The 12,793-nt window shown below is 65.1% G+C and carries 12 protein-coding genes; 7 read left to right on the top strand and 5 right to left on the bottom strand.

The window, feature by feature from the left end; all coding sequences use genetic code 11:
- Positions 1-174: 174 nt before the first annotated feature.
- Positions 175-849, bottom strand: a complete 675-nt coding sequence (locus tag ACFOYU_RS16060) for an RraA family protein (protein WP_377034369.1) — start codon at positions 847-849, stop codon at positions 175-177.
- Between the two features lie 9 nt (positions 850-858).
- Complete coding sequence (locus ACFOYU_RS16055; protein ID WP_377034368.1) at positions 859-2,082, bottom strand: PLP-dependent aminotransferase family protein; 1,224 nt, start codon at positions 2,080-2,082, stop codon at positions 859-861.
- 234 nt (positions 2,083-2,316) lie between these two features.
- On the opposite strand from ACFOYU_RS16055, the gene ACFOYU_RS16050 reads away from it, so the two are divergent.
- Positions 2,317-3,267 (top strand): cyclase family protein, encoded by a 951-nt coding sequence (locus ACFOYU_RS16050; RefSeq protein ID WP_377034367.1) that lies wholly within the window; start codon positions 2,317-2,319, stop codon positions 3,265-3,267.
- Between the two features lie 64 nt (positions 3,268-3,331).
- Here ACFOYU_RS16050 and ACFOYU_RS16045 read toward each other — a convergent pair whose 3' ends face one another.
- From ACFOYU_RS16045 to ACFOYU_RS16035, 3 genes are read right to left on the bottom strand one after another with little or no spacing between them, the layout of a single operon-like run.
- Positions 3,332-4,414, bottom strand: a complete 1,083-nt coding sequence (locus ACFOYU_RS16045; protein ID WP_226742498.1) for a D-TA family PLP-dependent enzyme — start codon at positions 4,412-4,414, stop codon at positions 3,332-3,334.
- 11 nt (positions 4,415-4,425) lie between these two features.
- Positions 4,426-4,887, bottom strand: a complete 462-nt coding sequence (locus ACFOYU_RS16040; RefSeq protein WP_377034366.1) for a RidA family protein — start codon at positions 4,885-4,887, stop codon at positions 4,426-4,428.
- A 14-nt stretch (positions 4,888-4,901) separates the two neighbouring features.
- Complete coding sequence (locus ACFOYU_RS16035) at positions 4,902-6,035, bottom strand: amidohydrolase/deacetylase family metallohydrolase (RefSeq protein WP_226742496.1); 1,134 nt, start codon at positions 6,033-6,035, stop codon at positions 4,902-4,904.
- 228 nt (positions 6,036-6,263) lie between these two features.
- Here ACFOYU_RS16035 and ACFOYU_RS16030 point away from each other — a divergent pair, with 228 nt between their 5' ends.
- From ACFOYU_RS16030 to ACFOYU_RS16005, 6 genes are all read left to right on the top strand, one after another.
- Positions 6,264-7,829 (top strand): ABC transporter substrate-binding protein, encoded by a 1,566-nt coding sequence (locus ACFOYU_RS16030; RefSeq protein WP_377034365.1) that lies wholly within the window; start codon positions 6,264-6,266, stop codon positions 7,827-7,829.
- 66 nt (positions 7,830-7,895) lie between these two features.
- Positions 7,896-8,837, top strand: a complete 942-nt coding sequence (locus ACFOYU_RS16025) for an ABC transporter permease (protein ID WP_226742494.1) — start codon at positions 7,896-7,898, stop codon at positions 8,835-8,837.
- Positions 8,838-8,839: 2 nt separating this feature from the next.
- Positions 8,840-9,688, top strand: coding sequence for an ABC transporter permease (locus ACFOYU_RS16020; RefSeq protein WP_226742493.1), 849 nt, complete (start codon positions 8,840-8,842; stop codon positions 9,686-9,688).
- Positions 9,689-9,690: 2 nt separating this feature from the next.
- Positions 9,691-10,689: an ABC transporter ATP-binding protein gene (locus ACFOYU_RS16015; protein ID WP_377034364.1), complete on the top strand. Its 999-nt coding sequence runs from the start codon at positions 9,691-9,693 to the stop codon at positions 10,687-10,689.
- Positions 10,686-11,663, top strand: a complete 978-nt coding sequence (locus ACFOYU_RS16010; protein ID WP_377034363.1) for an ABC transporter ATP-binding protein — start codon at positions 10,686-10,688, stop codon at positions 11,661-11,663. Before ACFOYU_RS16015 ends, ACFOYU_RS16010 begins: the two co-directional genes overlap by 4 nt.
- Complete coding sequence (locus tag ACFOYU_RS16005; RefSeq protein ID WP_377034362.1) at positions 11,660-12,628, top strand: MurR/RpiR family transcriptional regulator; 969 nt, start codon at positions 11,660-11,662, stop codon at positions 12,626-12,628. The genes ACFOYU_RS16010 and ACFOYU_RS16005 overlap by 4 nt, the downstream gene beginning before the upstream one ends.
- Positions 12,629-12,793: the final 165 nt, after the last annotated feature.

Here is a 12,793-nt window from a genome sequence, read left to right as displayed (position 1 = left end):
GACCAGGCCTCCCTCGTCTGCTCGTGGTGGAGGCGGCGGGAATTGAACCCGCGTCCTAAACGCCTATGCCACAAAGCCTCTACGGTCATAGCCGGGTCGAAACCCGACAAACCCCATATAGGAAATCGAAGCCCCGAACGCCAGACGTCGAGGCCCGAAAAAGGGGTGGCATCCTCACTCGGCCTTTTCGGCCTTGGGTACGTTGAACACCTCGACGGTGCTCTTGCCGGTGGCGAGCACGGCCTCCCATTCCACCTCGGCCCGGACCCGCGCAAGAGCGGGCGCAAGCAGCTCCTCGGCCCTCCCGCGCGGCACGATCACGAGGCCGTCGTCGTCCCCGACGATCAGGTCGAAGGGCGAGACCGGTACGCCTCCGAATGAGATCGGCTCGTTGACCGAACCGCGCTCCATCGAGGAGGGTCCGCGGGGCGTCACCCAACGGGAGAAAACCGCGAAATCCGGCCACTCGGACAGCATTCCGGCATCGCGCACGGCACCATCGACGACGACGCCGGCAATTCCCTTGTGACGTGCGGATCCGCTCAGGAGCTCGCCGATCATCGCCGCATCGCTGCGCCCGCCCGCATCGACCACAACGACATCGCCGGCTCCGGCCACATCGATCGCGTGGTGGACGGCCCCGTAATCCACTCCTTCGCACCGAGCCGTGATCGCACTCCCGACGAGCCACGATTTCGTGCCGAAGCGGCGCAGCGGTCGGATCCCGGCATCGACATGCCCCGTGCCGCGCAGCAGATCCGCCACCACGGCGGCAGGGATCTTGCGCCATTCATCGATGAGCGATGTCGGCAGGCGTGTGCCCTCAGGCTGGAAAAGTTGAGTCGGCATGTTCCACTCTTATTCTGCTGCCGCCTGAAGGGATGCGAACTCCCGGGCGGCCCGGCTCAGGCGACGGACGCCTTCCTGCAGGATATCGGGAGGGTTGGCGGTGAAGTTCAGGCGCAGGCTGGGACTGACCAGCCCACGGGGGTCGAAGACACTTCCGGGCACGAAGGACACGCCCGCCTCCAGCGCGAACGGAAGGAGAGCGTTCGTGTCGAGGCCCGGCCGGCGGGCCGTCATCCACACGAACATGCCGCCCTCCGGCACGCTCCATTCGAAGAGGTCGGCCAGATGCTCCTGCGCCGCCGCACACAGGGCGTCGCGGCGCTCACGATAGGCACCGACCAGGGCGGGGACGTGGCGGCGGTCTGCGTCCTTCCGGATGAGCTCCAGCGCGACCGCCTGGCAGAACGTGCTCGTGCTGAGGTCGGAACCCTGCTTCGCCTGCGCGAGCGCACGGATCATGTCGGGCGCACCGACTGCCCATCCGACACGGAGGCCGGGGGCGATGGTCTTGGACAACGTTCCGAGATGCACCACGGAACCTTCGTAGACGGCCGCTCCCGGTGCCGCGCTCATCTCCAGCAGGGAGGGCTGCACGGCTCCGTCATAGCGGAGCTCTCCATAAGGGTCGTCCTCGACCAGCCAGATGCCGCTCTCCGCAGAACGGGAAAGCAGGGCTTCACGGGCCTCGCGCTTCAGGACCGCTCCCGTCGGATTGGAGAAGTTCGGCACCACATATGCGAATTTCGCCTCGGGCCATGTCCCGTCGTGGGGCAGCTCGGCGTAGCGCGGCAGGCGTGGGAGCCAGGCATCCAGGGCGCCCAGATAGGTCGGGTAATCGGCCAGGATCGCATTGCCCGGATCGATGAGAGTCTTGCCGATGAGCTCGACGGCCTGGAGCGAACCGGTCGTGATCAGAACGTTTTCAGGAGCGAGGGACAGGCGCTCGGTCGATAAGCGGCGCGCGATGGCCTCGCGCAGTTCGAACAGCCCCTCCACGGCTCCATAGCCGAGGGCTGTGCTCCCATGCTTCTCCAGGGCATCGCGCGCCGCCTCCTGCACATCGGAAACCGGATAGAGCTCGGGAGCCGGCAAGCCTCCCGAGAGCGCGATCAGGCCCGGACGGCGGCCGAAGGAGAGGAACTGCTGGGTAATGTCGTTACCCTGCTTCATCCAGGCTGCGAAATCAGGACGGCGCGGGCCGGCATCCGAGGCCGTGATGCGAGAGTTCGACATGGCGCTCCACAGGAAGGTTGTTCGCCCGAGAAGGGACAAGCGGATAGTCGATCAGAGAGGCTCAGGAACGCGAAGTCAACCAATGCAGAGATCGCGTCCAATATTTCAACGCACTGCCGATTCCATCGTCAGGCGGATGCGATTCTTTGCGTCAGCACACGGCCGATTTGCGGTTGAATGGCGTCTTGCGACCATGAATGATTGCACCTGTCAGCCCAGAGAGGATGCATCACGATGTCGAAGTCTCTTCTAGCCGCGGTTCTGCTCACCGGCACTCTCTTTTCTCCGGCTGCCTTTGCGCAGCAACCCGCCCAGCAGCAAACCGGATTGTGGTCCGTCTACGAGCAAAGCCTCAAAGGCGCCAAGCACATCGACCTCACCCATGCCTTCGCGCCCGTTCAGCCGGTCTGGCCGGGCTTCGGTCAGGCCGAGTTCAAGCCTACAACGGCGGGAGCCGATATCCAGGGTTACGTGAAGAAGGGCGAGGAATACACCTACGACAAGCACGGCTTCGTCGCCACGAGCTACGACCTCACCACCGACCAGTATGGCACCCAGCTCGATCCGCCGGCCCACTGGGACGAGTACGGAGCAACGATCAGCGACCTTCCGCCCACCTATGCCGTGCGCCCTCTCGTCGTGATTCCCATCCACGAGAAAGTGGCCGCCGATCCGAACTATCACCTGAGCGTGCAGGACATCCGGGATTGGGAGAGCCGCAACGGACGCATTCCGGAAGGCTCCGTCGTGATGGTGCGCTCCGACTGGTACAAGGGCTGGAACGACACGGCGCGCTTCGCGGCGAAGCCCCATCCAGGGGTGAGCCTCGACGCGCTCAAGTTCCTGCATCTCGAGCGCAAGATCCTGTTCCACGGCCATGAACCGCTCGACACCGATACGACGCCGACGCTCGAAGGCGAGTCCTGGCTGCTGCACAATCACTTCGCCCAGGCCGAAGGCGTGGCCAATCTCGACAAGGTTCCGGAGGCGGGCGCTCTGATCACCATCGGCTTCGCCAAACCGCTCGGAGGCACGGGAGGCTATGCCCGCTATGTGGCGATTGCGCCATCGGACTGGCCGCACGGCGTCACCGTCGCCGAGGCTCCCGGCGCTCCCCTGCCCAAGCAGCCGGGCCCGTTGCGGCGGGATGAAAAAGGCGTGATGCGGCCGCAAGGAGCCAAGTAACAGCCTTCCCCGGCGCGTCGCATTACAGCAGCGTGCCGGGGAAGGGATCGCATCGGAGAACCGATCAGGTCAGACGGCCGCGAGCCGCGACGGGCAGCTCGCCCACGATCTCGCCCCCGCGCACCGTGACGAGACGATCGACCATGTTGACCACGACGCAGACATGGTTCGGCACCACCCGCACGATGTCGCCCACCTTCGGACGATCGTTGCAGGCGGACAGGTCGAGGAAGCCGTGCTCCTCGGCGAAGCGCGCGATCTTTGCCTGCGGATGCTCGATAATCAGGCCGTGCCCTTCGAGGCCGCCCGTGTCGCTGGTAAGGGTTTTCGAACCGGAATCGAGAATTCCGCGCTCCGGCCCTGCCCTGCTGACCACGGTCGCATAGACCGTCAGAGCACAATCCTCGAGCTCCGCCACCCCGGCCGCCATCATCATGCGGTCGTTGAAGATCGACGTTCCGGCGCGGTGTTCGGTCACGCCCTTGATCTTGCCCAGATTGACCAGGTTCGGCGTGCCTCCGGACGACACCATGCGCGGCTCAAGGCCTAGTTCCCGGACACCGGCCGTGGCCGCATCCAGGAAGGCCTGCGTTTCGGCCATGGCATTTTCCGGCGGATAGAGCATGAATCCCGCAAAGGAGAGTCCGGGACGGGAGGAGATGTCCTTGGCGAGGGCGACGGCCTCGGCCACGGTTTCGACGCCGGCCCGCTTTCGCCCGGTGTCGCATTCCACGACCACGTCGAGATCGCGCCCGGCAATCGCCGCCGCCTGCGGCAGTCCCGCGACGACGGTCGGATTGTCGGCTGCGACCGTCACCTTCGCCCGGGACAGGAGCCTGCCGAGGCGATTGAGCTTCTCCTCGCCCAGGATGTTGTAGGAGATGAGGATGTCGTCGTGGCCGCCTTCCGCCATGACCTCGGCTTCGCCGATCTTCTGGCACGTGATTCCACGGGCACCCGCGTCGCGCTGCATGGAAGCGATGACCGGGCTCTTGTGCGTCTTGATGTGCGGCCGGTTCGCGATGCCGGCCGCGTCGCACATTGCCTGAACGCGGGCGATGTTGCGTTCGACCACATCCAGATCGATCACCACGGCGGGCGTTCCGAACTGGCGCGCGACTTCTTCCTTGAGAGCCTGGATGCTCATGTCTTCCTCACTCAATCCCGCACAAGGAGAATGGCTTCGACCTCGACGGTCATGCGGTTCGGCAGCGAACCCATTCCAACGGCCGAGCGGGCATGCCGCCCGGCATCGCCCAGGACCTCGACCAGCAGGTCGGAACAGCCGTTGATGACCTTGGGATGGTCGGAAAAGTCCGGCTCCGCATTGACCATGCCGAGCAGCTTGACCACCGCCTCGATGCGGCTGAGCTCGCCGAGTGCCGTCTTTGCGACGGCCAGGAGGTTGAGGCCCGTCAGCCGGGCATCCTCGTAGCCCTCCTCGATGGTCGCATCGCGGCCGAGACGGCCGGGCCGGTAGGTGCCGTCGGCCCTCTTGGGGCCTTGACCGGACAGGTAGAGGAGATTTCCAGCGAACCGGTAAGGCACATAGTTCGCCACCGGCACAGGCGCCTCCGGCAACACGAGGCCAAGCGAAGCGAGTCTCTCTTCAGGCGTCATCTCTTCTTCTCCTCTCAAGCTTCGTGCCACATCTGGCCGTTGATGACCACGCCCTTCGCGGCGAGGCGCATTTTTCCGGCAAGAGGAACACCCGTCGAGTCCACGTAGTCGAACTCGCCGTCCTGGAGTTCGAGGATCGAGGCGTCGCCGACGCTGCCCGGCCTGAACGTGCCGAGCTCCGGCCGCTTGAGGGCCTTGGCGGGGTTGTCGGTCGCCGCCCGGACCACATCGCCCAGCGGCATTCCGAGGCAGAGGAACTTCGACATCGTCGTCAGCAGGTCGAAAGCCGGGCCGTCGATGCACAGGGCGTGCACGTCGCTGGAGATGCAGTCGGGCAGGAAGCCGTTGTCCAGCATCACGCGCGCCGTCTCGAAGGAGAAGGAGCCCATGCCATGCCCGATATCGAAGATGACACCGCGCTGCCTGGCATCGAGAACGGCGGGATGCACCTTGCCGTCCGCAGTCGCAGGAGAGTTGGGGAAGGGCCTGAAGCAGTGGGTCAGGACATCGCCCTCGCGCATCCGTGCGAGGACTTCCGGCAGCGTGGGCGGCGGATAGTCGATATGCACCATCATGGGCATGTTCACGCGATCGGCCACCTGACGGCCGATATCCAGCGGAACGATTCCCGAATTGCCGGAGGCGTTGAAGCCGACGCGGACCTTGATGCCGGCCAGGGTATCCCGGTTGGCATCGGCGACCTCGGCGGCATCGATGGGGGCCATGAGGCGCAGATCCCCGCTCTCCCCGACCATCACACGCTTGGAGAAGCCGTAGATTCCCGCGAAGGAGACGTTGAGATAGGCGACGATGCGCACGGGCGACGGCTTGATCACGTGCTCGAGGAAGCCCGGATAATTGCCCGGTCCGGCGCTTCCCGTGTCGACGAGCGTCGTGCACCCGCCCCGCGCCAGGATCAGGGGGTCCACGCCGAGCGACGTGCCGCCCCAGTAGACGTGCGTGTGAAGATCGATCAGGCCCGGCGTCACGATCTTGCCGGCAGCGTCCCACACGGTGCGGGCGCTCCCCGAGAGATCGTCGCCCGTGGCGACGACCTGTCCATTCGAGAACGCGACATCGGTTACCCGGTCGAGGGACTGGGACGGATCGATCACGCGTCCGCCTCGAAGAACGAGATCATAACTCATTGTGAACAGGTCCCCTTCAGCCTGATCATCATACGATGAAAATAAATTACACGGCACATTCGACAGAGTACTAAATCACGCCCAATTTGCCATACCCAATGCGTAGAACCGGCGCTATTTCGGGTCAAGGGAATTGACAGCCGACGAAAGGGCTTAATAAACTTTCATATCTGCCCGCCTGGAGCATAAGGGAACCCTCGCGGGGCAGCATCATCGATGGAGGACTGCATGAAGGACCGTTGGGATCGCGCCGGCACGCTGACGCGCAGGGGACTCGGCTTTGCCGCAACAGGATTGGCCGCGGCCGCACTGCTCAGCCCGAGCCTCGCATGGGCGCAAGGGACGACCAGCGCCAACCTGGCCATGGTCGGCGAGCCGCAATCGCTCGACCCGATGGCCTCGACGGCCGATCTCGTCGGCCTCATCATGCAACACGTCTATGAGCCGCTTTACACCTTCGACGCGAACTGGAACATCCAGCCCATGCTGGCTGCCGACATGCCGAAGGTGTCCGAGGACGGCAAGACCTATACCATCGAGCTGCGAAAGGGCGTGAAGCTCCATAACGGGCGCGATCTCGATGCGGAGGACGTCGTCGCCTCGCTGAAGCGCTGGGTGGACATGACGCCCCGCGGCAAGGCGCTCGCCAAGAGCATCTCCTCCATCACAGCGAAGGGGCCCTCGACGGTCGAAATCGCCCTGTCGGAGGTTCAGCCTGCCCTGCTGGCGCATCTCGCCCTGCCCTCGGGCTTCGCCGCGATCATGGCGAAGGAATCCATCGCCAACCCGCTGGTCGAGTTCGTCGGCACCGGCCCCTACAAGTTCCGCGAGCGCAAGCCGGATCAATTCGTCGTCCTGGTGAAGAACGACGCCTATTCATCCCGTAGCGAACCGGCGAGCGGCTATGCCGGCAAGCGCGAGGCGAAGATCGACGAGCTGCGCTTCATTCCCGTCCCGAACGCCAATACCCGCGTCGAGGGCGTGATTGCCGGGCAGTACCAGTTCGCCGACCAGCTTCCCGTAGAGAGCAGCAAGAAGGTCTCCACGGCTCCCGGCGTGACGGCCGTGCTGACCATGCCCTACGGCTTCCCCTACTTCCCGACGAACACGAAGCAGGGACCGATGGCGAATCAGAAGATCCGCCAGGCTTTTCAGATGGCGCTCAACACCGAGGAGCTCCTTCTCGCAGGCTTCGGCGATCCCAAGTTCTACTCCGTGGCCGGAGAGCACTTCCCGAAGGGCTCTCCCTTCTACTCCGATGCGGGCACGGACAAGTACAACAAGGGCGATGCGGAAGGCGCGAAGAAGCTGCTGGAGGAAGCCAAGTACGACGGCACGCCGATCCGGATCCTCAACTCCAAGCAGTACGACTTCCACAACCGCATGGCTCTCGTCATGGCGGAGCAGCTGAAGACCGCCGGGTTCAAGGTCGAGCTCGACGTGGTCGACTGGGCCACGCTGATCCAGCGCCGCGGCGACCCGGCCCTGTGGGACGTCTACATCACCCACTCGGCGTTCCTGCCCGAGCCCATGCTTTCCCCGCCGCAGCTCGGCGACGGCGCTCCCGGCTGGTGGAAGACGCCCGCCAAGGACGCAGCGCTTGCAGCCTTCAACAGCGAGCCCGATCCCGCGAAGCGTGGTGCTCTCTGGGGCAAGGTGCAGGAGGTCGTCTACGACGAAGTCCCTTACGTCCGCGCCGGCAACTTCGCCTCGCTCAGCGGCGTCTCGAACAAGATGAAGGGCTACACGCCGATGCCGTGGCCGTCCTTCTGGAATGTCGAGATCGCCAAGTAAGCCGACATTCTCCCCTCGGCAGGGGCGGAATGCGCCGCCTCTGCCCCTTACCGGAGACGAACACCAATGTGGCTTAAGCTCGGGCGCCGCCTTGGCAGCCTCCTCATCGTCATGTTCCTGGTCGCGGCGATGGTCTTCTTCTTGACACGCCTCGCACCGGGCGATCCGGCCGCACTCATGCTGGGCGATCAGGCGACGGCCGAGGACATCGCGCGCCTGCGCCAGGTCTACGGCCTCGACAAGCCGATTCTGGTGCAGTTCGTGCTGTGGCTCAAGGAGATCGCCACGGGCAATCTGGGCCAGTCGATCTTCCTGCAGCGCCCTGTCGTCCAGGCCATTGCGGAACGTGCGGAGCCGACCTTCTTCCTTGCGCTCTTCTCCGTCTCCGTCGCGGCCCTGGTGGGAATTCCGGCGGGAATCGTCTCGGCCGTATGGCGCGGCCGTCTCGTCGATCAGATCGTCAGCGGGCTTGCCATGCTGGCCGCCAACATCCCGAGCTTCTGGCTCGGTCTCATCTTCATTCAGCTCTTTGCCGTCCGCCTCGGCTGGTTTCCCGTGGCCGGTTACGGCGAGCCGGGCGCTCCGTTCCTCGACCGCCTCATGCATCTGGCCCTGCCCGCCACCGTTCTCGGGATCGTCAATTCCGCGCTGATCGTGCGCTTTACGCGGGCGAGCATGCTCGACGTCCTGAGCGACGACTACGTGCGCACCGCCCGTTCGAAGGGGGTGTCCGAGGTCCGGGTGGTGCTGCGCCATGCCTTCGGCAATGCCCTCGTGCCGATCATCACGGTCGTCGGCCTCACGGCCGCCCTTCTGGTCGGCGGCGCCATCGTCACCGAAACCGTCTTCGGCCTTCCCGGCATCGGCAACCTCGTCGTGTCCGCCGTCCTGCGGCGCGACTACCCGGTCATTCAGGGGGCGCTGATCGTGGTGGCGGCGATCTACGTGCTGATCAATCTGCTGATCGACATCATCTACACCTTCGTCGATCCCCGCGTGCGGTACTGACCATGGATCGATCTCCCATCCTCCTGTTCTTCCGCCGCATGTTCCGGCGCAAGCTCGTGCTCGTCGCCTTCGTCGTGCTGTTCGTCATCATGCTGATGGCGCTCCTGGCTCCCTGGGTCGCTCCCTACGAGCCGACCGCCATCAAGGTCATTCGCCGCCTGAAACCACCCGGGGAACTCAACTGGCTGGGCACGGACGAATTCGGCCGGGACGTCTTTTCCCGCATCATCTACGGCGCCCGCGCCTCGCTCGGGATCGGCTTCGCCGTGGTGGTGGTCTCGATGACGGTCGGGACGCTCTTCGGGCTGCTGGCCGGCTATTTCCGCTCGCTCGACGGCGTCGTCATGCGGGTGGTCGACGCGCTGATGGCGCTCCCCGACATCCTGCTCGCCATCTTCCTGGTGGCCGTGCTCGGCGCCTCCGCCTTCAATGTCGTGCTCGCACTCTCCATCGTCTACACCCCGAGGGTTGTCCGGGTAGTGCGCGCATCGACCCTCGTCATCCGAGAGCTTCCCTTCGTCGAGGCCGCCCGCGCCCTCGGCGTCTCGACGCGGCGGATTCTTTCGGTCCATATCCTCCTCAACGTCGCCTCCCCCGTGCTGGTCCAGGCGACGTTCATCTTCGCCTATGCGGTTCTGGCCGAGGCGGGCCTGTCGTTCCTGGGAGCCGGCGTCCCGCCGGAACTGCCGACGTGGGGCACGATGATTGCTTCCGGCCAGCAATATGCGGACGACGCCTTCTGGGTGGTGCTGTTTCCGGGACTTGCCATCGTGCTTGCGGCCCTTTCGCTGCAGATCGTCGGCGACGGGTTGCGCGACATGCTCGACCCCAAATTGCGGAAGGCGCTGTGAGCATGGACAAGAGCCCTCTTCTCTCCATTAGGGATCTCGAGGTCCGCTTCCGCACCGAGGAGGGGGAAGTAACCCCTGTTCGCGGCGTCACGCTTTCCGTGGGCGCCGGAGAGACCGTTGCCCTGGTCGGGGAGTCCGGTTCGGGCAAGTCCGTCACGAGCCTCGCCACCATGGGCCTCCTGCCGCGCCCGTCCGGGCGGGTCTCCGGAGGGCAGATCCTGTTCCGCAAGCGGTCGGGCGAGACGGTGGATCTCGCGACCCTGCCCTCTTCGGACCTGCGGAAACTGCGCGGCTCGGAAATCGCGATGATCTTCCAGGAGCCCATGACCAGCCTCAATCCGGTCCTGACGGTCGGAGAGCAGATCGCGGAATCGGTTCGGCTGCACATGAGCCTCGGTCATGCCGCCGCCTTGAAACGCGCGGAGGAGATGCTCGAACTCGTTGAGATTCCGAACGCCCGACGCCGCGTGCACGAATATCCGCACCAGATGTCCGGCGGCATGCGCCAGCGGGTGATGATCGCCCTTGCCATGTCCTGCAACCCGTCCCTGCTGATCGCGGACGAGCCGACCACGGCGCTGGACGTGACCATCCAGGCACAGATTCTCGTGCTGATCGAACGGCTCCAGAAGGAGCTCGGCATGGGGGTGCTGTTCATCACCCACAATCTCGGCGTGGTTGCGGAGATCGCCGACAGGGTGACCGTCATGTATGCCGGTCAGGTGGTCGAAACCGGCGCCGTAGGCGCCATCTTCCGGACGCCTCGCCACCCCTACACGAGTGCGCTTCTGAACTGCCTTCCAGCCCGCGCGCAACGGGGAGAGGATGGCCGCCGGGTGGTGCAGTCCATTCCCGGCTCCATCGGTCCGGTCGGCGACGGTTGCGCCTTCGCGCCGCGCTGCTCGCAGGCAGCCGATGTCTGCCGTACCGGCTCGATCACGCTGGAAGCTGAAATGGAACGTAGCGTGCGCTGCGTGAGATGGAGGGAGGCCTTCGCATGAGCGCTTCGCCGCTTCTGGCCGTAGAAGGCCTGACGAAACATTTCGGACGGGCACCGCACCTGGTTCGCGCCGTCGAGGATGTGAGCTTTCATATCGCGCCGGGCGAGGTTCTGGGGCTGGTCGGGGAATCCGGCTCGGGGAAGAGCACCATCGGCCGCCTCGTCCTGCGGCTGATCGAGTCCACAGCCGGCACGATCCGGTTCGAAGGCCAGGACATCTCCAAACTTCCGGAGCGGCAGCTCAAGTTCCTCCGCCGCAATGCGCAGATGGTCTTCCAGGACCCTTACGCCAGCCTGAACCCACGGCTCCGCGTGCGTGACATCATCGGCGAGGCGATCGATGCCCATCGGCTCGCCAGCGGCGCAAAGCGCGCGGAGCGGATCGGGGAACTGCTCGAAACCGTGGGCCTCCCGGCTTCGCACATGTCGCGTTTTCCGCACGAGTTTTCGGGCGGCCAACGCCAGCGCATCGGCGTAGCGCGCGCCCTTGCCGTCGAACCGAAGCTGATCGTTGCGGACGAGCCGGTTTCCGCGCTCGACGTCTCCGTGCAGGCCCAGGTCATCAATCTGATGCAGGATCTGCGGCAGCGCTTCGGGCTTGCGATGCTGTTCATCTCTCACGATCTGGACGTGGTCGAACTGATGTGCGACCGCATCGCCGTACTCTATCTCGGGCGGGTCATGGAGATCGGCTCTTCCGAGGAGATTTCGCAACGGCCGCGCCATCCCTACACGCGGGCCCTGCTCGCAGCCTCGCCGAAGGCTGATCCGGACGCGCCGAAGATCCGCCGGATGCTGACGGGCGACATTCCCTCGCCCATGGCCCCACCCTCCGGCTGCGTCTTCCGGACGAGGTGCCCGATGGCGACCGACGAATGCGCCCGAAGCGTTCCAAAGTTGCGCTCCGCGGGAGACGGCCATAAGTTCGCCTGCCACTACGACACGGCGAACGACGAAAGGCCTGCCGCGGCATGACCCAAGCCGATGCCCTCCCCGGTCTGTTGCCGGACGCCGGATCGGATGTCCTCCGGTCCATCAGCGCGAACCTGGAATCCATGTCCGCGGGGCAGCAGCGCATCGCTGCGATGATTCTCGACAATCCCCATTGGGCCATGCAGGCCAATGTGGAGGAGTTGGCCCTTCGAGCGGGGGTGAGCGCACCCACGATCGTTCGGTTCGCCCGGGTCGTCGGCTGCGACGGCCTGCGGGATCTGAAGCTGAAGCTGGCCGCAGCGCTCGCGGTCGGTGCGCCCTATCTGCACCGCAGCGTGACCCCGGGCGACAACACGGCGGACGTGGTCCGCAACGTCGTCGGCAGCGTCACCTCCGTTCTGGCCGATTGGCAGCACCAGCTGGTACCGGGCGACATCGAGCGGGCTGCGGAAGCCATGCACCGGGCCAAGCGGGTGGATTGCTTCGGGACGGGCGCGACGTCGAACTTCCTCGCCCAGGATATGCAGGCGCGCCTGTTCCGTCTCGGGATTACGACGAACGCATTCTCCGATGCCCATCTCCAGCTCGTGGCGGCTGCGACCCAGACCTCGGAGGATGTGCTGTTCGCCATATCCTTCGTCGGCCGGATGCCGGCCCTGCTCGAAGCCGTCGCGGTCGCCAAGGAGCACGGCGCGACGGTGATCGCCCTGACTCAGACGAAAACTCCGCTCGCCTCGATGGCCGATATCGTGCTCGGCATCGACGTTCCTCACGATGCGACCATGCGGGTCGGCACCGATGCCTATGTGGTCCAGCTTTTGATGATCGAAATCCTCATGGTCATCATCGGCCTCAAGCGGGGGCCCGCGACGATTACGCGTCTCGGGGAGATTCACGATATCCTGCTCACGCGCGGCGTCGACAGCGATGATCCTTCCTTGCTCCATTGGGGCTGGAATCAGGTTCTGCGGGACGAGGCCGAGGGGCACGAGCCGGACGCAGGCTGACCAGTCGCCTTCTTACGCTGACAAGGGTTTTTGCGCGAGTTTGCGGCATGTGTGGACGCCCCGTGTGACGCAAGAAGAATTTTCAGGTTTGATGCAGCGCGTGGTCAGGGTCTGACATGTGTGCGGCCTCTGATGCGGCCGTTCACATGCCGCGGGCCCGGATGG

This window comes from Microvirga sp. GCM10011540, from assembly GCF_042650665.1.
Taxonomy (GTDB): domain Bacteria; phylum Pseudomonadota; class Alphaproteobacteria; order Rhizobiales; family Beijerinckiaceae; genus Microvirga; species Microvirga lenta.
Note: the sequence above shows the minus strand (reverse complement) of the source record. Positions and strands in the feature narration are given on the sequence as shown.

Bases quoted from the DNA above. Each gene is read 5' to 3' on its own strand.
- ACFOYU_RS16010 (WP_377034363.1), top strand. From the start codon at position 10,686: ATGAGCGCTTCGCCGCTTCTGGCCGTAGAAGGCCTGACGAAACATTTC.
- ACFOYU_RS16015 (WP_377034364.1), top strand. From the start codon at position 9,691: ATGGACAAGAGCCCTCTTCTCTCCATTAGGGATCTCGAGGTCCGCTTC.
- ACFOYU_RS16005 (WP_377034362.1), top strand. From the start codon at position 11,660: ATGACCCAAGCCGATGCCCTCCCCGGTCTGTTGCCGGACGCCGGATCG.
- ACFOYU_RS16045 (WP_226742498.1), bottom strand. From the start codon at position 4,414: ATGAGCATCCAGGCTCTCAAGGAAGAAGTCGCGCGCCAGTTCGGAACG.
- ACFOYU_RS16025 (WP_226742494.1), top strand. From the start codon at position 7,896: ATGTGGCTTAAGCTCGGGCGCCGCCTTGGCAGCCTCCTCATCGTCATG.
- ACFOYU_RS16035 (WP_226742496.1), bottom strand. From the start codon at position 6,035: ATGAGTTATGATCTCGTTCTTCGAGGCGGACGCGTGATCGATCCGTCC.
- ACFOYU_RS16050 (WP_377034367.1), top strand. From the start codon at position 2,317: ATGTCGAAGTCTCTTCTAGCCGCGGTTCTGCTCACCGGCACTCTCTTT.
- ACFOYU_RS16030 (WP_377034365.1), top strand. From the start codon at position 6,264: ATGAAGGACCGTTGGGATCGCGCCGGCACGCTGACGCGCAGGGGACTC.
- ACFOYU_RS16040 (WP_377034366.1), bottom strand. From the start codon at position 4,887: ATGACGCCTGAAGAGAGACTCGCTTCGCTTGGCCTCGTGTTGCCGGAG.
- ACFOYU_RS16060 (WP_377034369.1), bottom strand. From the start codon at position 849: ATGCCGACTCAACTTTTCCAGCCTGAGGGCACACGCCTGCCGACATCG.
- ACFOYU_RS16020 (WP_226742493.1), top strand. From the start codon at position 8,840: ATGGATCGATCTCCCATCCTCCTGTTCTTCCGCCGCATGTTCCGGCGC.
- ACFOYU_RS16055 (WP_377034368.1), bottom strand. From the start codon at position 2,082: ATGTCGAACTCTCGCATCACGGCCTCGGATGCCGGCCCGCGCCGTCCT.